The organism is Blastococcus sp. TF02A-35 (assembly GCF_004571075.1).
GTDB lineage: Bacteria > Actinomycetota > Actinomycetes > Mycobacteriales > Geodermatophilaceae > Blastococcus.
On the sequence record NZ_SPQP01000013.1, the window covers coordinates 25,773 to 46,721 of the forward strand.

A 20,949-nucleotide genomic window follows, 5' to 3' on the forward strand; every position below is an offset into this window, starting at 1 on the left:
TCAGAAGTTGAGGAACTCTGCCAGGGCGAGCGCAGCGCCGAGCAGCAGCACCAGCAGCAGGGCCAGGGTGGTCACGACCGGCACGACCACCCACCTGCGCTTGAACCGGCGCCGGCGACGCGGAGGAGCGGGGGCCGGGGCGGCCTGCACCGGCACCGGGGCGGCCGCAGCCGGCGCCCCCTTCCGCTCGCGCCGCCGGTCGGCCAGGTACCGGACCTGGTCCCGGGCGTCCCGCGCCACCGAGCCGAGCAGCGTGCGGGAGGCGGAGGCGAGCGCCAGGAGGTCGGCGGCGTCGAGCCGCTCCATCGAGCTCCCGCGGATCGACGCCGGGGCGGCCGGCGGAGGAGGCGACCAGTCCTCGGCCGCGGACGGGGTGGGCGAGCGGCCGTCGGCGACGGCCCGGAGCTGCGCGCGGGCGGTGGCGGCTGTGCTCCGCCGGCCCGGGTCCTTGGTGAGCAGGCCCTCGAGCACCGGCCCCAGCGGCCCGGCCCGCACCACCGGCGCGGGGTCCTCGGAGACGACGCTCATCAGCGTGGCCATCGCGTCCCCGCGGTCGAACGGCGGGCGCCCCTCCACCGCCGCGTAGAGCGTCGCGCCCAGGGACCACAGGTCGACCGGCGGGCGCGGCTCGTCGCCGTAGGCGCGCTCCGGCGCCATGTAGGACGGGGAGCCGATGAGCGCCCCCTGCGTGGTGAGGCTGGAGTCCCCGGTGGTGGTCGCGATGCCGAAGTCGGTGAGGCAGCCCGAGCCGTCCGGGCCGACGAGGACGTTGGCCGGCTTGACGTCGCGGTGCACGATGCCGATCTCGTGCGCGGCCTCCAGGGCGTCGAGCACGTCGAGGCCGATCCGGGCGACCGCGGCGGGTGCCAGCGGACCGCGCTCCTCGACGATCTCCTGGAGGCTGCGGGCCTGGACGTGCTTCATCACCAGCCACGGCTTGCCGGCCTCCTCCACGACGTCGTAGACGGTGGTGACGTGCGGGTGCTCCAGCCGGCCCGCGGCCCGCGCCTCGCGCATGGTGCGCTCGCGCAGGACGGCGCGCTCCTCCTCGGTGACGTGCACCGAGAAGGTGACCTCCTTGACCGCGACCTGGCGCTCGAGGACGAGGTCCCTCGCCAGCCAGACGGTGCCCATGCCGCCCTGGCCGAGCTTCTCGGCGAGCGCGTAGCGCCCGCCCACGACACGGGGCGGGGTTCCGGGTTCGGCGCTCACGGGCGTCCTCCTACCCGGAGGCCGTGGTCAGGACGCCCCCGTGCCGTCGCGGAGCTCCCGGCGCAGGATCTTGCCGGTCACGGTCTTGGGCAGCTCGTCGATCAGCTCGACGATCCGCGGGTACTTGTAGGCCGCCATCCGCTCCTTGCAGTGCGCGATGAGCTCCTCGGGCGTGGTGGTCGACCCGGGCTTGAGGCTCACGAAGGCCTTGACCGTCTCGCCGCGCTTCTCGTCCGGCACGCCCACGACGGCCGACTCCCGCACCGCCGGGTGCTCGGCCAGCACGTCCTCGACCTCGCGCGGCCAGACCTTGTAGCCCGACGCGTTGATCATGTCCTTCTTGCGGTCGACGATGAACACCCAGCCCTCGGGGCTCATGAACCCGACGTCGCCGCTCCTCAGCGCCCCGCCGGGCAGGTTGGCCGCCGTCTCCTCGGGCTTGCCCCAGTAGCCGGCGACCACCTGCGGCCCGTCGGCCACGATCTCGCCCACCTCGCCCAGCGGCAGGTCGTTGCCGTCGTCGTCCTGGATGCGGACGACCGTGCTCGGCGCCGGGACGCCGACCGACAGCGCCCCCGAGGTCGGGTCGACCGGGGACGGCGAGCCGAACGGGGTGACGGTCATCGGCGACGTCGTCTCGGTCAGCCCGTAGGCGTTGTGCACCTGCTTGCCGGTCGCGGCGAGGAAGTTCTGCTCGGCGGTGGGGGAGATCGCGGCACCCCCGGAGTAGATGGACCGGAACGACGCGAAGTGGTCCTTGCTGAAGCCCGGCGCGTTGAGCAGGGCGGTGAAGGCGGTGATCGCGCCGATGGTGAACGTCGGCCGGTGCTCGGCGAAGGCGTCGAGCACCACCTGCGGCTCGAACCGGTAGGCCAGCACCAGGGGGGCGGGCGCCAGCATGCTGACGGCGATGTGCCCGATCAGACCGGTGATGTGGAACAGCGGGGCGACGCCGAAGATCGCGCCTCCGTCGGCCCCGGCGTGCACCCAGTCCCGGTACACCTGCGCAGTGAAGACGACGTTGCGGTGGGTGTTCATCGCACCCTTGGGCACACCCGTCGTCCCCGACGTGTAGGTCAGGAACGCCACGTCGTCCGGCGCGAGACCGACCGGCGGAGGCACGCTGCCGCGGTGCTGGGCGATGAACTCGGAGAGGTCCGTCGTCCCCTCGTGCCGCTGCCGGGCCAGGCCGGCGAAGAGCCGCTCGTCGTCCCTGGTCTGGAACTCCAGCTCGCTGGTGGTGAGCACCAGCTCGACGTCGGTACCGGGCACGACGTCCCGGGCCACCTGGTCGTAGAGCGCCTCCAGCGACACCAGCACCTTCGCGCCGGAGTCCGCCAGCAGGTAGGAGAGCTCGCGGGCCCGGCTCATCGGGTTGATGGAGACCATGACGCCGCCGGCCTTCCACGCGGCGACCATCGCGATGACGAACTGCGGCACGTTCTGCAGGTAGACGGCCAGCCGGTCACCGGGTGCGAACCCTCGGGCGAGCAGCCCCGCGGCCAGCCCGTCGCTGAGCCCGTCCAGCTCGGCCCGGGTGATCACGCCGTCGAAGTAGCGCAGCGCCACCGCGCCGGGGTCGCGGGCGACCCCGGCGCGGAACATCTCCAGCGCGTTGCCGAACTCGATGTCGTAGTCGGCCGGGTGGTCCCCGTAGAGCGCCAGCCACGGGCGCTCGTCGTAGGCGCTCATGTCCGGGTCGCTACTTGATGACGACCGGGTTGACCGGGGTGCCGGCGGCCTTGGCGACCTTCAGCGGCGCGGCCACGTAGAGGAAGGCGTACTGCCCGTCCTCCGCGCAGTCGGCGGCGAGCTTCTCCAGGTCCGCGATCTCGGTGAGGGTCACGCCGAGGTTGCGCATCAGCGCGTTGTGCAGGACCAGGGCGACGCCGTTGTTGGGGTCGAAGGTGACCTCGTTGGCGATCGTGTCGGTGGCCAGGTTCGGGATCTCCATGTCCTGGAACCACTGCACCAGCTCGGGGCTGTAGACCAGGCCGGGCTCGTTGAAGCCCTCGTAGAACGCCTCGCCCTGGTCGTGGAACAGCTTCAGGAAGTTGGTGCGGACGACGAGGATGTCGCGCTTCTCGATCGGCGTGCCCTGGGCCTCCGCGCAGGCGACGAGGTCCTCGTGGGTGAAGGTCTCGCCCTTGTCGAGGGTCTCCTTGCCGCGGAACCGGGCCATGTCCAGCAGCACCGCCCGGCCGACGACGCCGCGCTCGGCGATCGGCGCGACGCTTGCCTTCTCCAGGCCGCCGACCGTGGTGCGGGCGTCGTAGCCGTTCCAGATCTTGCCGTCGTACCAGAGGTGGCCGAGGGCGTCGTACTGGGTCGACCCCTGGAGGTAGGCGTCGATCTTGTCGTCGGCGTAGTGCAGGCCACCGGGGTACTGGGCGCCCTTGCCGCCCTCGTCCCAGTCGCTCTCGTCGAGCACCTGGGTGCGGACGGCGGGGGTGCGGCCGGGCCACACCGGGTCGCCCTTCGGGTCGCCGATCAGCCGCTGCAGCGTGAAGACCTTGCCCGAGCGGACCAGCCTGACCGCGGCGAGCACCTGCTCGGGGCCGAGGTAGTTCAGCGCGCCGACCTCGTCGTCCGGCCCCCACTTGCCCCAGTTCGTCGGCGAGTCCTTGAGCAGGTCACCGAGGTAGGGAGCGGCGGGGGTGTCGGTCACGAGGGCCTCCAGGGCTGGGAGCGCGAGCGGGGTGCCCCGACACCACCACGACCCCCTTGTGGTGTCAATCACAAGGATCTGGAAGGTTCTGGGGAGACCCGCCCGACGCCGTCCGCTCGCCCTGGGGGAAGCCATGAGCACCACCGTTCCCGGTAGCCCGGAGACCGTCTTCACCTACGGTGCGCCGCAGCTGAAGTTCGGCAACGGGGCGTCCGACGAGATCGGCTACGACCTGAGCCGGTACGGCGTGAAGCGGGTCCTGGTGGTCACCGACCCGGGGGTCGCGGCCACCGGCCACCCGCAGCGGGTGGCCGACCAGATGGCGCAGTTCGGCATCGAGGCGCGGGTCTACGACGGCGTGCACGTCGAGCCCACCGACGTCAGCCTGGTCGCGGCCATCGAGGAGGCCCGGTCCAGCGGTCCCTGGGACGCCTTCGTCGCCGTCGGCGGCGGGTCGAGCATCGACACCGCCAAGGCGATCAACCTCCTCACCACCAACCCCGGCGAGCTGATGGACTACGTCAACGTGCCGGTGGGGAAGGGGCAGGCGCCGCCGGAGCCCCTCAAGCCGCTGGTCGCGGTGCCGACGACGACGGGCACCGGTGCGGAGAGCACCACGATCTGCGTGATGGACGTGATCTCGGCCCGGGTGAAGACCGGCATCAGCCACGCCCGGCTGCGGCCGACGCTCGCCGTCATCGACCCGGACCTGACGTTCACCCAGCCGGCCGGGGTGACCGCGGCGTCGGGGATGGACATCCTCTGCCACGCGCTGGAGAGCTACACCGCCCGCTGGTACACGACCTACGACCACCGGACGCCGGAGCAGCGGGTGCCCTACTGCGGCTCGAACCCGATCTCGGACATGTGGTCGGAGAAGGCGCTCACCCTGCTGGCCGGCTCGTTCCGCACCGCGGTGCGCAACGGCGAGGACGCCCAGGCCCGCTCGGACATGGCGATCGCGGCCACCTTCGCCGGCATGGGCTTCGGCAACGCCGGCGTGCACATCCCGCACGCCAACGCCTACCCGATCGCCGGGCAGGTGAAGGACTTCCACCCCAAGGACTACCCGGCCGGCGAGGCGATGGTGCCGCACGGGATGTCGGTGTCGCTCACCGCGCCGGAGGCCTTCCGGTTCACCTTCGACGCCTCCCCGGAGCGGCACGTCCGGGCCGCCGAGCTGCTGGCGCCCGGCGCCGACCGCCCGTCGGACCTGGCCGAGTTCCTGCCCACCGTGCTCGCCGACCTGATGCGCGACATCGACATGCCGAACGGCATCGGGGCCGTCGGGTTCGACGAGGGCGACATCCCCGACCTGGTCGAGGGCACGATGAAGCAGCAGCGGCTGCTGGCCACCAGCCCGAAGGCGGTCACCGAGGACGACGCCGCGGGGATCTTCCAGCGCTCGGTGGAGCTGTGGTGACGCCGCTCAGCTGAACAGCGCCGCCAGCTCCGCGTCGGAGGCGGCCAGGGCGTCGCGGTCGAAGGTGCTGCTGGAGGCCACCAGCTCGGCCGCGCCGGTGCGCTCCAGCAGCTCGGCGAGCCGGCGCTCCACCTGCGCCGGGGTCCCGGCGACCGCGGCCGCCGCGGTCTGCTCGAGGTACTGCTGCTGGCGCGGGGTGCGGGCGGCGGCCCGTACCTCGGCCACCGGCTGCAGCGCGGGGAAGGCGCCCTCGGTGCGGGAGCGCGCCATCGCCCACGCCTCGGGCAGCAGCAGGTCCGCGGCCTCCTCCGCGGTGTCGGCGACGACCACGTCGAGGCTGACCGACACCCGCGGCTCGGGCTGCTGCGCCGAGGGGCGGAAGCCCCGGCGGTAGGCCGCGAGGGCCTCGACCCCGGGCTGCGGGTCGCCGGCCACCCCCAGGATCGGGCCGCCGACGACCACCGGCAGCCCCAGCTCGGCGGCGACCTGCAGGCCGCTGCCGGTGGCGAGCACGTGCAGCGGGACCGGGCCGGCCGGCTGCGGGTGCAGGGTGATCGCCGCGGTGCCGGTCAGGTAGGCGCGCAGCTCGTCGAGGTCGGCGGGGAAGTCGCGCTCGGTCTCCCGCAGCGCGCGCCGCACCGGAGGGGTGAAGCCGGGGGAGCGGCCCAGGCCCAGGTCGACCCGGCCGGGTGCGAAGGCGGTCAGGGTGGCGAACTGCTCGGCGACGACGAGCGGCTGGTGGTGCGGCAGCATCACGCCGGCCGAGCCGAGCCGGATGGTGCTGGTGCGCCCGGCGACCGCGGCGAGCAGGACGGCGGGCGCGGCGCCGGCGACCCCGGGGACCCCGTGGTGCTCGGCGACCCAGAACCGGCCGAAGCCGAGCCGCTCGGCGTGGACGGCGCGGGCGGTGGTCCCCAGGAGTGCGGCGGAGTCGGGCTCGCCCACCCGGGTGCGGGACCGGTCCAGGAGCGAGAGCCGGGGCGTCGGGGTCACGGGACCGGCAGCGCCGCCGGGGTCCGCGCTGTTCCGGCCGCTCAGCGCAGCGGGACGACGGACTTCGTGACCTGGCCGCTGGCGACCAGCACGCCGTCGACCGTGGCCTCGGCGCGCATGAAGGCCACCGCCCGGCCGCGCCGGAGCACGGTGGCGACGACGTCGACCGTCGCGCCGCTGCTGACCGGGCGGAGCAGCGAGGCGGCGACGTCGTGGGTCACCGCGTGCTCGCCCGGTCCCAGGGAGGGCAGCAGGGCGAGGAAGGAGGCGACGTCGAGCAGCGCGTAGACGACGCCGCCGTGCAGCAGCCTCGCCGGGTTCTCCGACGCCGTCCCGACCTGGAAGCGGATCCCGGCGGAGGGGTCCTGCCGGTCGCGCAGCTCGACGCCGAGGAAGCGGTGCAGCGGGATGTCGAGGACTGCCTGGACGCGGGCGTCTGCGAGGGGCTCACCGGACATCGGGCCAGCATCCATCAACAGCTCCCGCGGTTCCCACAGGCCCTGCCGCACCGGGCGGCGAGCGCGCCGGCTCCCATAGGCTCCGGCCCAGTTCAGCAACTGGAGGGGGCGGCGGTGGGCTTGTACGGGGATCCGGGCGCCCTGGATGCGCTGGCATCGGAGCTCTCCCAGCGCGCCCGGGAGGTGCGGGCAGCGGGTGAGGAGCACCGGGCCGAGGGTGCCCGCACCCGCTGGGTGTCGGAGGCGGCCACGGCCTACCGCGAGCAGCAGGCGAAGGACTGCGCCGACGTCGACGCCGCGGCCGACGCGATGGAGCGTGCCGCCGACCTGCTGCGCCAGCACGCGGACGAGGTCCGGGAGCGGCTGGCGGCGATCGCCCGGGCCGAGGAGGCGGTGCGCTCCTGGCTCTCCGAGCAGGCCGCCCGCGGCGGGGAGCTGCTCGACGACGTCGGCGACTTCCTCGGCGACCTCCCCGAGGCCGGCGCGGACGCCTGGCGCGGGCTCTCCCGGCAGCTCGGCCGGCTGGGGCTCATGTGAGCGCGGCCCCGCGGCGCCTGACGCTCACCGCGGCGGAGTGGGCGGTGCTCGTGACCGACCGGCTGGCGGACCCCCCGCCGGCGTTCGTGCCCGCGCCGGTGGCCCCCGCCGACCGCGACGGCGCGGTCGCCGCGCTCGTGCGGGCGCGCGTGCTGGTGGCCCCGCCCGGAGGGGCCGCGGAGCCGGTGCCGCCGGTGGCCGCCGACCTCGCCGTGCTGAGCCGCCCGCTCCTCGCCGTCCGCCTGGCCGTCTCGGGGCGGACCGGGGAGCGGCACGGCTGGTTCGCGCTCGGACCGGGGGTCGTCGTCGGGGTGCTGACGCTGCCGGGTGGGGGGGTGGAGCTGTCGCTGGCCCCCGCCGTGCGACTGGGCACCGAGCTGGCCCGCGCCGTCCCCGAGGCACCGGAGGTGACCGGCCCGTGGCCGGCCGAGGAGGAGCCGACCGACGGCGCCCCGCTGTCCGGGCGGGTTCCCCTGGCGCTGCTGGCGGACGAGCCGGCACCCGGCTCCTCCGACGACGAGCGGGCGCTGGCCCGGGAGCTGGAACGGCGGACGACGGGGTCGCTGAGCTGCCTGGTGCTCGGTCGGGCGGGGGGCGACCTGGCCGTGGGGCAGGTGTCCTGGCTGGCCACCGACGCGGGCTGGGTCGGGCTGCGGCCCCGCCTCGACGGCGGCCCGCGCCGGATGGTCGACCTCGTGCCCGTGGAGCCGGCCGACCTCGGCACCTGGGTGGCGCCCACGGTGGCGGCGCTGCTGGAGGCCGACTATGACCGGCTCTGAGATCTCCGTCAGCGGCGGCGCGGGCGGCCTGGAGGCGGACCTCGCCGACCTCGCCGCGCTGGGCCGCAACAGCACCGACCTCGCGGAGATGCTGGCGGCGACCAGCCTGACCTGCCACGGGATGCTGGTCGACCCCGACGTCCTGGCCTCGGCGGTCCTGGACCCGGCCGGGGTCGCCCGGTTCGAGGCAGCGCTGCTGGAGGCCCTGGACGGCCCCGGTGGCTTGAGCGCACTGGCGGTCCGGTTCGCCGCCCGCGCGGCCACGCTGCAGGCCGCCGCGCTCGCCTACGAGGCGGCGGACGCTGCGCTGGCCGAGATGGCCGACACCCTGGACTGGGCGATCGGGACCATCCCCGGGCTCTTCGTGACGACGGTCCTCGCCGAGGTGGCCGCGGAGCTGCTGAGCGACCCCGAGGGCGCGGCCGACGCGCTCGGGGAGCTCATCGAGGACCCCGAGCGGTGGGTCACCGAGCACCCGGGGCTGGTCGACTCCGTGGTCAACAAGGCGCCGGGGCTGCTCGGCGGGCTCTCGCTGCTCGGCGGGGGCGACGTCCGGGCGGCTGCGGCACTGCTCGGGAACCTGTGGCCGGACGGGCGGCCGGTCGTCACCAGGCGGCCCGACGACGTCCGGCAGGGCGTCCTCCAGCCTCCGCGGAACGTCACCGACCTGCTCACCGCGCTGGACCTCCGCAACCGGTCGGCGGCGGAGCGGGACACCGACCAGGTCAGCGTCCGCGTGATCACCCATGCCGACGGCACCCGGGCGTTCGTCGTCGACATCCCGGGAACGCAGGACTGGAGCCCGCCCGGGCTCTCGCCCAACCGGGCGCCGAACGACCTGGGCACGAACGTCCGCGTCCTCGGTGGTGACGTGACGACGCGCCAGGAGGCCATCGCCATGGCGCTGCACCGGGCGGGCGCGGGCCCGACGGACCCGGTCATGCTGGTCGGGCACAGCCAGGGCGGGATGGTGGCCGCGCAGGCGGCGCACGACTCGGGGACGGCGGCCTTCCCCTACGACGTCCGGAGCGTCGTGACCGCCGGGTCGCCGGTCGCCCGGGCCGGCATCCCGGAGTCGGTGCAGGTCCTCGCGCTGGAGAACGCGCACGACATCGTCCCGCACCTCGACGGCCGCTCGAACGACGACGACCCCAACGTCACCACCGTCACCTTCGACCGGCAGAAGGGGAGCGTCGGCGAGAACCACGGCATCAGCACCGCCTACCGGTACGGTGCCGAGCAGGTGGACCGCAGCGACGACCCGTCGATCGCGCACTTCCGCGCCGCCTCCTCGCCGTTCTTCGTCGAGCCGGGGGAGAGCGCGACGGTCCGGGCACAGGTCTTCGAACTCGAGCAGAGGTGAGCCGACGATGCGCGCAGCCAGGTCGCTGACGCGACGGTCGCCGGGGGCGCTGGTCGTGGTCCCCCTGGTCGTGCTCGCCCTCGCCGGCTGCTCCTGGGTCGGGGCGGAGGACGACCGGCCGGAGAACACGGTCGAGGACAACGAGAGCATCGGCGCAGGGCTCGCCGCCGAGCTCGCCGAGCGCGACGACGTGGCCTCCGCCGAGGTGCGCTACCTCGACACGTTCACCGTCCCGAACAGCGCCAGCGTCGAGATCCGGATGGAGCCGGGGGCGGACGTGGAGGCCCTGTACGACGAGGGGCTGCGGCTGGTCTGGCAGAGCGAGATCAACCCCATCTCAGTGATCTACGTGGACGTGGTCAACCCCGAGGACCCGCCGTCGGGGATCTCCCGGTCGGTCGACGCGACCGAGCCCTCCGTCCGCGAGGAGCTCGACGAGAAGTACGGCCCGCACCCGGACTGAGCGCCGTCAGGGGCTGGTGAGCACCACCAGCTCCTGGGTCGCCCTCGTCATCGCGACGTACCGGTCCACGGCCCCCTCGATCGCCGTGCCGAAGGTCTGCGGTTCGACCAGGACGAGCAGGTCGAACTCCAGCCCCTTCGCGAGGAGCGGGTCGAGCGACCTGACCCGCGGGGTCGGGCGGAAGGCCGGGGCGCCGATCACGCAGGCCACCCCTTCGGCGTGCCCGGCCAGCCAGGCCGCGACGACGGCGTCGAGGTCGGCCGCGGAGCCGTGCCGGACCGGGGCACCGCTGCTGCGGATGGACGTCGGCACGTTGGCGTCGGGCAGCACGGCCCGGATGACCGGCTCGGCCTCGGCCATGACCTCGGCCGGCGTCCGGTAGTTGACCGTCAGGGACGCCAGCTCGACCCGGCCCAGCTCGACGCGCTCGAGCCGCTCCCGCCACGTCTCGGTGAACCCATGCCGGGCCTGCGCCCGGTCGCCGACGATGGTGAAGCTGCGGGACGGGCAGCGCAGCAGGAGCATCTGCCACTCGGCGTCGGTCAGCTCCTGGGCCTCGTCGACGACGACGTGCGCGAAGGGGCCGGCCAGCTCGTCGGGCTCGGCGGTGGGCAGCGCGGCCTGGTCCACCAGCGCGTCGCGCAGGTCGCCGTGCCGCAGGCTGGTCATCAGCAGCAGCTCGGAGTCGTCGGCCGCGACCAGCTCGTCGATGACACCGGCCATGCGCTCGCGCTCGGCCGCGACGACGGCGTCCTGACGGCGCCTGCGCCTGGAGGCCTCGGGGTCGCCGAGCCGCTGACGGGCTGCGTCGAGCAGCGGCAGGTCCGACGTCGTCCAGGCCCGCGGGTCGCGGCGCTGCAGGAGCCGGACCTCGTCGGGGGAGAGCCCCGGAGCGGCCATGCGCAGGTAGGCCTGCACGGACCACAGGTCGCCGACGACGTCGGTCGCCTCGAGCACGGGCCAGGCCCGGCTGAACGTCGCGCGCAGCTCGCGGTCCTGCAGCAGCGCCTTCCGGAGCAGGTCGTCGTCGACCTCGCCGTCGTGCTTGTCCGCGACGATGGTGAGCAGCTCCTCCCAGACCTGCTCGCGCGCCTCGTTGTGCGGCGTGCCCGGCTCGGCGGCCCCGAACGCCTCGGCCCAGTCGGCGGCGGTGGGCCGGACCTCGTCCCACGGCGTCGTGACCGTGGACGCCCGCGACGGGGGCTCCTCGTAGAACCGGACCGCGGCCTCGACCGCCGCCACCAGGTCCACCCTCGACTTCAGGCGGGCCACCTCCGGGTCGGGCTCCGGCGTCGCTGCCGCGCCCTCGGGGACCAGGTCGCGCAGCGTGCAGGTCCGCACGCCCTCCTCGCCGAGGCTGGGGAGCACGTCGGAGACGTAGGCCAGGTAGGGCTCGTGCGGGCCGACGAACAGGACGCCGCCGCGCCGGTGGCCCAGCCGGGGGTCGGCGTAGAGGAGGTAGGCGGTGCGGTGCAGGGCGACGACGGTCTTGCCCGTCCCCGGCCCGCCGTCGACGACCAGGGCGCCCTCGGAGCCGGCGCGGATGATGGCGTCCTGGTCGGCCTGGATGGTGCCCAGCACGTCGCGCATCCGCGCCGTCCGCTCGCTGCCCAGGCTGGCGATGAAGGCGGACTGGTCGTCCAGCGCGGCGTGCCCCTCGAACCCGTCGGCGGTGAAGACCTCGTCCCAGTAGTCGGTGACCCGCCCGCGGGTCCAGCGGTACCGGCGGCGGCTGGCCAGGCCCATCGGGTGGGCGTGGGTGGCGGCGAAGAACGGCTCGGCGGCGGGGGAGCGCCAGTCGAGGAGGAGCCGGCGGCCGGAGCTGTCGGTGAGGCCGAGCCGTCCCACGTACACCGGCTCGGCGCCGTCGGCGGCCACGATCCGGCCCAGGGTCAGGTCCAGCCCGAAGCGGCGCAGGGTGCGCAGCCGGGCGCTCAGCCGGTGCACCTCCAGGTCCCGGTTGAGGGCCTCCTCGCCGCTGCCGCCGGGCGCCTTCCGCTCGGCGTCGAGGCGGGCGGACAGCTCGGCGACCTGCTGCCGGAGGCTCTCGGCGATGGCGGCGAAGTGCTGCTCGTCGGCGGCGACCAGGGCCGGGTCGGCCTTGGCGGCGAGCGTCTCGGGGAGGGCGAACGCACTGGTGGCTGAGGGCTGGGGCTGGTGCCGGTGGTCGCTCACGGCGGGCGAGTCTCCGGCACGACCCGGGTCTTGCCGCAAGCCCCGGGGTGAGCTATACGTTGGAAGTGGCAGGAGGTCGGTGATCCTCCCGAAGGTCCGCGACCCGCGGTTCACGACCATCCGTCGGGGCGGCAGCCTGACCGACGACGACCACCGGCTCCTCGCGCTCTGGGCAGCCGACTGCGCCGAGCACGTGCTGCACCTGTTCGAGTCGGTGCGACCTGAGGACCCGCGGCCGAGGCAGGCCATCGAGCACGCCCGTGCGTGGGTGCGCGGCGAGGTCCCGATGATGCAGGCGCGCGCAGCCGGTGGGCACGCCATGGGAGCGGCCCGCGACCTGCGCGGAGCGGCCCGCTTCGCCGCCTACGCCGCAGGGCAGGCGGGAGCCGTGGCGCACGTGGCGGCGCACGAGCTCGGCGCAGCCGCGTACGCGATCAAGGCGGTGCGGGCAGCGGCGCCGGACGACGACGACGCCGGCCGGCGGGAGTGCCGGTGGCAGCGCGAACAGCTGCCGGAGCCGGTCGGCGAGCTGGTGCTCGACGACCAGCGGCTGCGCAACGACATCTGCTGGTACGTCTTCGACTGCTGACCGCGGGTTCCGGTGGTGGGGCGGGTGGGGCTCGAACCCACGACCCAGGGATTATGAGTCCCATGCTCTGACCGGCTGAGCTACCGCCCCGTGCTGACAGCCTGCCAGATGCCGACGACCGTCTGCCCCCGCCGCCCGGGCCGCTGACCTGGGCGTCGTGACCGCGCTGTGACATCCGGTGCGATCGCTTGTACCGTCGCCTGCGGCCCGGACGACCCCGCCCCCGAACCCGGGGGCTCGCCCGGGCCCCGCCGAACCGCTCCGGCCCTCGGGCCGAGCGGACCGGGGACCCACCGTTCCACTGGGGTGAATCCCGTCTGCGCCACCACGGGCAGACAGGTAGGGCCACGTTCCAGCCCGAACCCGTCAGCTGACTCGGTAGGCGGAGCGAGGAACGGAGAACGTCGCCTTGGCGACCCTGCACCACCAGTACCCCCATGCCCGCCTGCTGCGACGCTCCGCCGTCGTCACCACCCTGGTCGCTGCATCCCTCTTCACGGCCCCCACGGCCTCCGCCGCTCCCGACGAGGGGCGGGCCGACCAGGACGTCGCCGCCCAGGTCGAGGCCATCGGGCAGAAGGTCCGCGACGCCGAGGCCAACCTGCAGCGCATGACCATCGAGGCGGAGGCCGCCAGCGGCGCCGCCATGGAGGCCCAGACGCAGCTCGCCGACGCGCAGCGGCACGCCGAGACGACGGCCGCCCAGCTCGCCGCCGTCCGCGAGGCCGTGGCGGAGGGCGAGGACGACGTCGCGGCTCTCGGCCGGCAGGCCTTCATGGGCGGCGGCGACACCCGCAGCTCCATGCAGATCGTGCTGCACGCCGGCGGGCCGGCCGAGCTGCTCCAGCAGGCCGCCACCCTCGACCTGCTCGGCGAGCAGCGTGCGGAGACCCTCGAGGACCTCGAGCGCGACGAGGCACGGGAGGAGCGTCTGGACCAGGAGGCCCGCGACGCCGTCGCCGACCGCGACGCCGCCGCCCGCGCCGCCGTCGAGACCCAGCAGGCCGCCGAGGCGCAGCTGGCGTCCGCGCAGGCGGACTTCGACGCCCTGGCTGCGGAGAAGGCGACCCTGGACCAGCAGCTGCGCGACGCCGAGATCCGGCTGCTCGCCATGCGCGGCGCCGCCGACGCCGAGGCCGCCTGGGCGCAGCTGCAGGCCGCCGAGGAGGCGGTCGGTGCGCTCACCGCTGCCGGCGGCGCCGTCCCACCGACGATCGGCCGCGTCACCTCCTGCTACGGCAGCCGCTGGGGTGCCATGCACTACGGCGTGGACATCGCCGCGCCGATCGGCACCCCGGTCCACTCGCCCGAGCCGGGCGTCGTCCTGCAGGCCGGTCCCGCGAGCGGCTTCGGTCTCGCCGTCGCCGTCCAGCACCCCGACGGGGCCATCACGGTCTACGGCCACGTCAACCAGTTCTTCGTGCGCCCCGGCCAGGTGGTCGGCGGCGGCGAGCGGATCGCCGAGGTCGGCAACAAGGGCCAGTCCACCGGGCCGCACCTGCACTTCGAGGTGCACCGGGGCGGCCTCTACGCCGACCGCTCGAACCCGGTGCCGTGGCTGGAGCAGCGCGGCATCTCGCTCGGGGGCGGTTGCGGCTGAGCCGGTGAGGCCGTGACGGAGGATGACCCCGTGCGGGACGGCGGGGGGATCTGGCTGCGAGCGGCTGCGCTCTGCCTGCTCGTCGTGGCGGGCACCGTCGCGGCGCTGGTGGGGGACCTGCCGGAGCCCGCCGCGGTGCGCGCCTGGCTCGACGGCGGGGGAGCGGCCGCCTGGGCGCTGCTGGTCGGCGGGGTCGCGGTCGTGCTCCTCGCGCCGGTGCCCCGGTCGGTGGTGTCGGTGCTGGGCGGCCTCGTGCTCGGCTTCGGAGCCGGGTTCGCCGTCGCCGTCGCCGGGGGCCTCCTGGCCGCGGTCATGGCGTTCTGGCTCAGCCGGGCGCTGGGACGTCCCGCCGTCGAGCGGCTCGCCGGGCCCCGCCTGCACCGCGCCGACGAGCTGCTCAGCGAGCGCACCTTCGTCTCCGTGCTCGCCGGCCGGGTGATCCCGGTGATGCCCTTCGTGGTGATCAGCTACGGCGCCGGGCTCAGCGGCGCGCGCTTCGCTCCCTACATCGCCGCCACCGCGGTGGGCCTGCTGCCCAGCACGGTGGTGCAGGTCGGCATCGGGGCCTCGACCGGCTTCGTCGTCGACCACCTGACCGCCCTCACGGTGGTGCCGGCGGCCGCCGTCGCGCTGGTCCTCGCCGTCGCGGCCGGCTGGTGGCTGCGGCGGCGGTCGCGGCGGGTGGGGGAGGGATCCCTGCCCGGCTGAGCGCTCAGCCCCGCCCGAAGAGCCGGCCGAGCACGCCTCCGGCACCGCCCATGGTGCGGGCGGCCAGCTGGAGGATCGGCCCGCCCGGGATGCCGGGCACCTTCTGCACGATCGGCGCGAGCTGCAGCAGCCCGCCGACGTCGTGGACCTTGAGCTTGCGCCGGGCGACGGCCGGTACCGGGTTGACCCGCCCCGACGCGGCCTCCAGCAGCAGGTCCGCCGCGCCCTCGACCGCCGGGCCGTCGACCGTGCCCGCGGGCACCCGCCGCACCTGCCAGCCCGAGGCGTCGGCGGTGAAGCCCCAGCCGCCGTCCGGGGTGGCGAGCGTGACCCGGCCGCTGATGCCGGTGTCGGCGGCCAGCGCCCCGGTGACGTCGGTGAGCGCCGCGAGCCCGGACTGGAGGACGTCGGCGGGCGGCGGCTCCGCGCCGCAGGACACCAGGTCCAGCCAGTGGACGGCGAGCTCGTAGGCCTGGCCCAGCACGACGCTCAGCAGCGGGATGCGGCCGACGACGGAGACGGCGGGCGCGGTGTCCAGCTCGACGGGCTCCTCGGCCAGGTACCGGGCGGTCGCCTCGCGGTTGCGGCGCAGGGCGGCGAGCACCTCCTCGCGCGAGGCGGACCGGTGCGCCGCCGTGACACGGGCGTTGACGGCGTCGGGGTCCGGCGGGGTGCCCGGCCCGCCCGAGCGGGCCGAGGCGACCAGGTCGCGCAGCGCCTGGTGGTCCTCCCAGCAGCCCAGGTGCACGCAGATCTCGTGGGCGCGCCAGCCCGGCAGCCGGGAGTCCCGGGTGAGGTCGAGCGCCTCGGCCTGGGCGATGAACCCGTCCCACGCTCCCAGCACCATCTGGGAGATCTCGTCCCGTCCGGCATCGGCCATTCCCTGGTGTCGTCCCACGTCAGCGCCCTACCCGGGGCGCGCGCCGGGCAGGCATCGATCGCGGACCGCACATCCACCGCCGTCGGAGAAGCACCTCTCACCCTCCCGGGGGAGGCGGGGCGTCAAGCAGCCGGCGTCTCGCGCCGATCGCACTCACGTGAGCCAGCCCCCCGTGCGAGACCGCCGAGCCAGCGGTGCGACGCCGTCCGACCAGCCGACCGACGGCTGGCTGCGGGCGGCGCTGCGCGCTGCCGGCGCGGGCCTCTTCCGGACGCTGGCCGACGACGACGACCGCGCCGCCTACTGGGTGCGCCACGTCCGCATCGGGATCGTGGTCAGCGAGGTCTCGGCCCTGGCCTTCGCGGTGTACGCCCTCTGGACCGGCGGGTCCGATGGGCTGGACCCGGCGCTCCTGGCGCTCCCCGTGCTCGTCGCGGTGACCACGCCGGGGATCCTGCTGCTCCCGCTCCGGGCGATGATGCGCGACTGGCGCGGCCCCGCCTTCTTCTACGCCTGGTCGGCGGTCGTGGCCGCGGTGGTCATCGCCGCCACCCGCATGGACGGTGGGGCGAGCAGCCCGCTGGACGCGCTGCTGTTCCTCTCCCTCACCTACACCGCCGTCGCGTACACGCCCCAGGGCGTCGTGGCGACCGGTGGCTTCACCATCGTCGGCTACCTGCTGTTCGTGGAGCTGCCCGGCTTCAGCACGGCGGGCGCCTTCTTCCTCACGATCCTGGTGGTCTTCACGATCATCAGCGCCATGGCGTCGGCCAACTCGTGGGCGGCCTACGACCGGCAGGTGCTGCTGATCCGCACCCAGGAGATGCTCGCCTCCACCGACCCCCTCACCGGCATCCCCAACCGGCGGCTCTTCCTGGACCGCGTCTCCGGCGCGGTGGAGGCTGCGGCCTGGGGGCACCAGGCGGTCGTGCTCCTCGTCGACCTCGACGGCTTCAAGGCCGTGAACGACGCCGACGGCCACGCCGCCGGTGACGCGCTCCTCACCGCGGTGGGCGTGGCCCTGGGCGGGGCGGTCCGGGAGACTGACACCGTCGCCCGGCTCGGTGGCGACGAGTTCGGCGTCCTGGCCGACGTCACGGCCGGGTTCTCCGCCACGCTGCTCGCCGAGCGGCTCCGGGAGGCCGTCGCGGTCGCCGGCGCCCGGTACGGCGTGACGGCCAGCGTCGGTGTCGCGGAGATCGACCCGGGGGACGACGTCGAGGACCTCATGCACCGGGCCGACGTGGCGATGTACCAGGCGAAGGCCGGCGGAGGGGACCGCGTCCGCTCGCTGGACGCCTGAGCGCCTCTGGGACGCGCCGTGGTTCTGCCGCGACGCTGGGTCACCGTTCGTGGGGGTAGCTGCGCAGGTCATCGGCGCGTCGTGCCGGGGACATCAGCGACGACTGGTGACGGAGAGTGACCTGCGTCATGGTCGGTGACGTGCGGCCCGCCACCCGGCGGCTCGTGCCCGGCCGGGCCGCTGCGGCGGTGTCCAGGAACGTCCACCCACGGGTAGACGGGGCGCGCTGAAGCGTGGTATTGGCCGTTGACCAGCGCCGAGAGGTGCCGGCGGAGATCATCGACCACTTTCGTCCCAGGAGTCGCACCCGGGCTGGCGCGATCGGGTCACCATCGTGCAAACTTGTCGCGAGAGCCCTGCTCCGCCACTGCCGAACACAGCGCGTCACCGAATCGATGGGTCCGTAGGGGAAGACGAGACCGATCGAGTCGATGGAGGTGCCCCGTGCAGCGACGGTCAACCCAGGGTGTCGTCTTCGTGCACGCGTGCCCGAAGGCGCTCTGCCAGCACGTCGAGTGGGCGCTTGAGCGCGTGGTCGGCGCGCCGGTCTCCTTGTCGTGGGCTGAGCAGCCCGCGGCGCACGGTTCCTACCGTGCCGAAGTGGCCTGGACCGGTTCGCCCGGCACCGGCGCCAAGCTGGTCGCTGCGCTGCGCGCGTGGCCCATGCTGCGCTTCGAAGTGACCGAGGAAGCCAGCCACGGCAACGACGGCGAGCGCATGTCCTACGTGCCCGGCAAGGGCGTGTTCCGCGCCCCCACGAGCGCCAACGGCGACCTCGTCGTCTCCGAGCAGCAGCTGCGCCACCTGGCCGCGACCGCCGGCTCCATCGAGGCGTTCCGCCACGGGGTCGACGAGCTGCTGGGCGCTGCCTGGGACGCCGACCTCGAGGTCTACCGGCACGCCGGTGACGGCAGCCCCGTCACCTGGCTGCACCAGGTCGTCTAGTCGTCGGGCCTGCGCGAGCAGGTCACGATCAGGGCACGACACTCCCGGCTCGGCCGGGCAGCCGTCGTAGCCTGGAGCGGGCCGTCCGGGCGCCGTCGGGGAAGCGGCGCCGGGACGGCCTTTCCACGTTCCCTGGCGGGGGCCGCGCCCGCTACAGCGGGATGTTGCCGTGGGCGCCGCGGCCCAGCGGGGCGTCGGCCAGGGCCTGGACCAGCCGCCGCCGGGTGTGCGCCGGCTCGACCACCTCGTCGACGACGCCGATCTGCAGCGCGCGGTTCACGCCGCCCGCGATCCGCTCGTGCTCCTCGGCCAGCTGCGCGTGCAGCGCCTCGCGCTCCCCGGGCGGGGCGGCGGCCAGCTTCTTGCGGTGCAGGATGCCCACCGCTGCCTTGGCGCCCATGACCGCCACCTCGGCGCCGGGCCAGGCGAAGACCTTCGTGGCGCCGAGCGACCGCGAGTTCATCGCGATGTAGGCACCGCCGTAGGACTTGCGGGTCACCAGCGTCACCCGGGGGACCACCGCCTCGGCGAAGGCGTGCAGCAGCTTCGCGCCGCGGCGCACCACGCCGTCCCACTCCTGGCCGACGCCGGGCAGGTAGCCGGGCACGTCGACCAGCACCACGAGCGGGACGCCGAAGGCGTCGCACATGCGCACGAAGCGCGCCGCCTTCTCCGCCGAGGCGGAGTCGAGGCAGCCGCCCAGCCGGATCGGGTTGTTGGCGATCACGCCGACGGTGCGCCCGGCCAGCCGGCCGAGGGTGGTGACGACGTTCGGCGCGAAGCGCGGGTGCAGCTCCAGGCCCGGCTCGTCCAGCACCGCCGAGATCAGCGGCTTCACGTCGTAGGCGCGGTTGGTCTGCTCCGGCAGCAGCGCCCGGAGGTCCGCCTCCGGCTCGCCCGCGTCCGGGGCGAAGGTGCCCTGCGCGGCCAGCAGCTCGACGGCCAGGCGGGCGGTCTCCAGCGCGGCCGGCTCGGAGTCGGTGACCACGTGGACGACGCCGGAGCGCCGGCCGTGGGTGTCCGGGCCGCCCAGCTGCTCCTGGTCCACGACCTCGCCGGTCACCGAGCGGACGACGTCCGGGCCGGTGACGAAGACGCGGCCGGCCGGTCCCATGATCACCAGGTCGGTGAGCGCGGGGCCGTAGGCAGCGCCGCCGGCGGCCGCGCCGAGGACCACCGAGATCTGCGGGATCCGGCCCGAGGCACGCACCATGCCGGCGAAGACCTCGCCGACGGCGTGCAGGGCGGTGACGCCCTCGGCCAGCCGGGCACCGCCGGAGTGCCAGATGCCGATGACCGGCACCCGCTCCCGCAGCGCGGTGTCGATCGCGTCGACGATGTGCCGGCAGCCGTCGACGCCCATCGCGCCGCCCATGACCGTGGCGTCGGTGCAGAAGGCGACCACCGGGCTCCCGCTGACCGTCCCGCGGGCCGCCATCACACCCGAGGTGTCCCGGGCGGCGAGGGGCTGCAGCGAGCCGGGGTCGAAGAACCGCTGGAGGCGGTCCTCGGGGTCCCGCGGGTCGGGGGCGGTCAGGGGCGGGGCGGCCGGCGCGGCGGTCACGGCGTCTCCTCGGGAAGCGGGGGCGGGGGGAGGGACGGCGTCACGCGGTGGTGAAGACCAGCGCGATGTTGTGGCCGCCGAAGCCGAACGAGTCGTTGACCGCTGCGCGCAGCGTCGCCTTGCGGGGCTCGGACCGCACGATGTCGAGCGCCTGCACGGCGGCGTCGTCGTCCGGGTCGTCGAGGTTCGCCGTCGCGGGGACGACCTGCTCGCGCAGGGCGAGGATCGCGAAGACCGACTCCAGTGCGCCGGCGGCGCCCAGCAGGTGGCCGGTCTGGCTCTTGGTCGCGCTGACGAGCACGTGCTCGCCGAGGGAGTTGCGGATGGCCGAGGCCTCGGCGGTGTCGCCGACCGGGGTGGAGGTGGCGTGCGCGTTGACGTGGCCGATGTCGGAGGCCGACAGGCCGGCGTCGCGCAGCGCGGCGGTGATCGCGCGCCCGGCGCCCTCGCCCTCCGGGTGCGGGGCGACGAGGTCGTAGCCGTCGGCGGTGGCGCCGGCGCCGGCCAGGCGCGCGTGCACCCGGGCGCCGCGGGCGGCGGCGGAGTCGGCCCGCTCCAGCACGAGCGCGGCCGCGCCCTCGCCGAGCACGAAGCCGTCCCGGCCCTTGTCGAACGGGCGGGAGGCGCGCTCGGGCTCGTCGTTGCGGGTGGACATCGCGCGCATCGCGGCGAACCCGGCCATCGGCAGCGGGTGCACGCAGGCCTCCGCGCCGCCCACGAGCACGACGTCGGCGCGGTCGAAGCGCAGCAGGTCCAGGCCCCAGCGGATGGCCTCGGCGCCCGAGGCGCAGGCGCTCACCGGGGCGTGCACGCCACCCTTGGCGCCGATCGCCAGCCCGACGGCGGCAGCGGGCCCGTTGGGCATGAGCATCGGGATGGTGAAGGGGGAGACCCGCTTGGGGCCCTTCTCCTCGAGGACGTCGTCCTGCCCGAGGAGGGTGAGCGCGCCGCCGATGCCGGTGCCGAAGACGACGGCGATCCGCTCGGGGGCCACGCCCGCGTCGGCGGCGCCGGACTCCTTCCACGCCTGCTCGGCGGCGATGACGGCCACCTGCTGGCTGCGGTCCAGGCGGCGGGCGCGGACGCGGTCGATCTGCTCGGTGGGGTCCGACGCCAGGCGGGCGACCAGCTGGGCCGGGAACTCCTTGACCCAGTCGTCGGTGATCCGGCTGACGCCCGAACGGCCCGCGAGCAGGGCCTCCCAGGTGCTGGCCACGTCACCGCCGAGCGGCGTGGTGGCACCCAGGCCGGTGACGACGACGTCGGAGGTGGGCGCGCTCATGGGATCT

Annotated in this window: 19 protein-coding genes, 1 tRNA gene and 1 riboswitch; of the genes, 10 read left to right on the top strand and 10 right to left on the bottom strand. The window is 74.9% G+C overall.

Features of this window, described 5'->3' with window-relative positions; translation table 11 throughout:
- Genes E4P43_RS08465 through E4P43_RS08475 form a run of 3 tightly spaced genes read right to left on the bottom strand, consistent with a single transcriptional unit; the run spans position 1 to position 3,880 of the window.
- A complete protein-coding gene (locus E4P43_RS08465) occupies positions 1-1,212 on the bottom strand; it encodes a serine/threonine-protein kinase (protein WP_135145025.1) in 1,212 nt (403 codons plus the stop codon).
- A gap of 27 nt (positions 1,213-1,239) precedes the next feature.
- On the bottom strand, positions 1,240-2,904 hold the full coding sequence (locus tag E4P43_RS08470; protein ID WP_135145026.1) for an AMP-binding protein: 1,665 nt from the start codon (positions 2,902-2,904) through the stop codon (positions 1,240-1,242).
- Between the two features lie 10 nt (positions 2,905-2,914).
- Positions 2,915-3,880, bottom strand: a complete 966-nt coding sequence (locus E4P43_RS08475) for a cyclase family protein (RefSeq protein WP_135145027.1) — start codon at positions 3,878-3,880, stop codon at positions 2,915-2,917.
- 133 nt (positions 3,881-4,013) lie between these two features.
- Between E4P43_RS08475 and E4P43_RS08480 the strand changes: the two genes are divergently transcribed.
- A complete protein-coding gene (locus E4P43_RS08480; RefSeq protein WP_135145028.1) occupies positions 4,014-5,303 on the top strand; it encodes a hydroxyacid-oxoacid transhydrogenase in 1,290 nt (429 codons plus the stop codon).
- Between the two features lie 6 nt (positions 5,304-5,309).
- On the opposite strand, the gene E4P43_RS08485 is transcribed toward E4P43_RS08480, so the two are convergent.
- Both E4P43_RS08485 and E4P43_RS08490 read right to left on the bottom strand, forming a co-directional pair.
- The gene (locus tag E4P43_RS08485; RefSeq protein ID WP_135145029.1) at positions 5,310-6,296 is read right to left on the bottom strand and encodes an MsnO8 family LLM class oxidoreductase; all 987 of its coding nucleotides are present in this window, start codon (positions 6,294-6,296) and stop codon (positions 5,310-5,312) included.
- 41 nt (positions 6,297-6,337) lie between these two features.
- A complete protein-coding gene (locus tag E4P43_RS08490; protein WP_135145030.1) occupies positions 6,338-6,754 on the bottom strand; it encodes a PaaI family thioesterase in 417 nt (138 codons plus the stop codon).
- A 114-nt stretch (positions 6,755-6,868) separates the two neighbouring features.
- Here E4P43_RS08490 and E4P43_RS08495 point away from each other — a divergent pair, with 114 nt between their 5' ends.
- Genes E4P43_RS08495 through E4P43_RS08510 form a run of 4 tightly spaced genes read left to right on the top strand, consistent with a single transcriptional unit; the run spans position 6,869 to position 9,896 of the window.
- On the top strand, positions 6,869-7,291 hold the full coding sequence (locus E4P43_RS08495; RefSeq protein WP_135145031.1) for a putative T7SS-secreted protein: 423 nt from the start codon (positions 6,869-6,871) through the stop codon (positions 7,289-7,291).
- Positions 7,288-8,070, top strand: coding sequence for a hypothetical protein (locus E4P43_RS08500; RefSeq protein ID WP_135145032.1), 783 nt, complete (start codon positions 7,288-7,290; stop codon positions 8,068-8,070). Before E4P43_RS08495 ends, E4P43_RS08500 begins: the two co-directional genes overlap by 4 nt.
- A complete protein-coding gene (locus E4P43_RS08505) occupies positions 8,057-9,433 on the top strand; it encodes an alpha/beta hydrolase (protein ID WP_135145033.1) in 1,377 nt (458 codons plus the stop codon). Before E4P43_RS08500 ends, E4P43_RS08505 begins: the two co-directional genes overlap by 14 nt.
- A gap of 7 nt (positions 9,434-9,440) precedes the next feature.
- Positions 9,441-9,896 carry a hypothetical protein gene (locus E4P43_RS08510; RefSeq protein WP_135145034.1) on the top strand — a complete coding sequence of 152 codons (456 nt, stop codon included), beginning with the start codon at positions 9,441-9,443 and terminating at the stop codon, positions 9,894-9,896.
- A gap of 6 nt (positions 9,897-9,902) precedes the next feature.
- Here E4P43_RS08510 and helR read toward each other — a convergent pair whose 3' ends face one another.
- Positions 9,903-12,071 (bottom strand): RNA polymerase recycling motor ATPase HelR, encoded by a 2,169-nt coding sequence (helR, locus tag E4P43_RS08515; RefSeq protein ID WP_135145035.1) that lies wholly within the window; start codon positions 12,069-12,071, stop codon positions 9,903-9,905.
- Between the two features lie 79 nt (positions 12,072-12,150).
- Here helR and E4P43_RS08520 point away from each other — a divergent pair, with 79 nt between their 5' ends.
- The gene (locus tag E4P43_RS08520) at positions 12,151-12,660 is read left to right on the top strand and encodes a putative immunity protein (protein WP_135145036.1); all 510 of its coding nucleotides are present in this window, start codon (positions 12,151-12,153) and stop codon (positions 12,658-12,660) included.
- A gap of 13 nt (positions 12,661-12,673) precedes the next feature.
- Here the strand turns inward: E4P43_RS08520 and E4P43_RS08525 are convergent.
- Positions 12,674-12,750: transfer RNA gene (locus E4P43_RS08525), tRNA-Ile, on the bottom strand.
- A 149-nt stretch (positions 12,751-12,899) separates the two neighbouring features.
- Positions 12,900-13,062: riboswitch (cyclic di-AMP (ydaO/yuaA leader) on the top strand.
- Positions 13,063-13,069: 7 nt separating this feature from the next.
- Here E4P43_RS08525 and E4P43_RS08530 point away from each other — a divergent pair.
- Positions 13,070-14,260 (top strand): M23 family metallopeptidase, encoded by a 1,191-nt coding sequence (locus E4P43_RS08530; protein WP_245159015.1) that lies wholly within the window; start codon positions 13,070-13,072, stop codon positions 14,258-14,260.
- Between the two features lie 30 nt (positions 14,261-14,290).
- The gene (locus E4P43_RS08535; RefSeq protein WP_167759129.1) at positions 14,291-14,968 is read left to right on the top strand and encodes a VTT domain-containing protein; all 678 of its coding nucleotides are present in this window, start codon (positions 14,291-14,293) and stop codon (positions 14,966-14,968) included.
- Positions 14,969-14,972: 4 nt separating this feature from the next.
- Here the strand turns inward: E4P43_RS08535 and E4P43_RS08540 are convergent, their stop codons facing one another.
- Complete coding sequence (locus E4P43_RS08540; protein WP_167759130.1) at positions 14,973-15,848, bottom strand: maleylpyruvate isomerase N-terminal domain-containing protein; 876 nt, start codon at positions 15,846-15,848, stop codon at positions 14,973-14,975.
- A 172-nt stretch (positions 15,849-16,020) separates the two neighbouring features.
- On the opposite strand from E4P43_RS08540, the gene E4P43_RS08545 reads away from it, so the two are divergent.
- Positions 16,021-17,151 (top strand): GGDEF domain-containing protein, encoded by a 1,131-nt coding sequence (locus E4P43_RS08545; protein WP_135145039.1) that lies wholly within the window; start codon positions 16,021-16,023, stop codon positions 17,149-17,151.
- A 477-nt stretch (positions 17,152-17,628) separates the two neighbouring features.
- On the top strand, positions 17,629-18,096 hold the full coding sequence (locus E4P43_RS08550) for a DUF3145 domain-containing protein (RefSeq protein WP_232796851.1): 468 nt from the start codon (positions 17,629-17,631) through the stop codon (positions 18,094-18,096).
- A gap of 151 nt (positions 18,097-18,247) precedes the next feature.
- Here E4P43_RS08550 and E4P43_RS08555 read toward each other — a convergent pair whose 3' ends face one another.
- Positions 18,248-19,660: a carboxyl transferase domain-containing protein gene (locus E4P43_RS08555; protein WP_135145040.1), complete on the bottom strand. Its 1,413-nt coding sequence runs from the start codon at positions 19,658-19,660 to the stop codon at positions 18,248-18,250.
- A gap of 40 nt (positions 19,661-19,700) precedes the next feature.
- The gene (locus tag E4P43_RS08560; protein WP_135145041.1) at positions 19,701-20,942 is read right to left on the bottom strand and encodes a beta-ketoacyl-[acyl-carrier-protein] synthase family protein; all 1,242 of its coding nucleotides are present in this window, start codon (positions 20,940-20,942) and stop codon (positions 19,701-19,703) included.
- Positions 20,943-20,949: the final 7 nt, after the last annotated feature.

Coding starts and splice junctions, on each gene's coding strand:
- E4P43_RS08470 (WP_135145026.1), bottom strand. CDS start 2,904: ATGAGCGCCTACGACGAGCGCCCGTGGCTGGCGCTCTACGGGGACCAC.
- E4P43_RS08480 (WP_135145028.1), top strand. CDS start 4,014: ATGAGCACCACCGTTCCCGGTAGCCCGGAGACCGTCTTCACCTACGGT.
- E4P43_RS08490 (WP_135145030.1), bottom strand. CDS start 6,754: ATGTCCGGTGAGCCCCTCGCAGACGCCCGCGTCCAGGCAGTCCTCGAC.
- E4P43_RS08505 (WP_135145033.1), top strand. CDS start 8,057: ATGACCGGCTCTGAGATCTCCGTCAGCGGCGGCGCGGGCGGCCTGGAG.
- E4P43_RS08510 (WP_135145034.1), top strand. CDS start 9,441: ATGCGCGCAGCCAGGTCGCTGACGCGACGGTCGCCGGGGGCGCTGGTC.
- E4P43_RS08540 (WP_167759130.1), bottom strand. CDS start 15,848: ATGGCCGATGCCGGACGGGACGAGATCTCCCAGATGGTGCTGGGAGCG.
- E4P43_RS08560 (WP_135145041.1), bottom strand. CDS start 20,942: ATGAGCGCGCCCACCTCCGACGTCGTCGTCACCGGCCTGGGTGCCACC.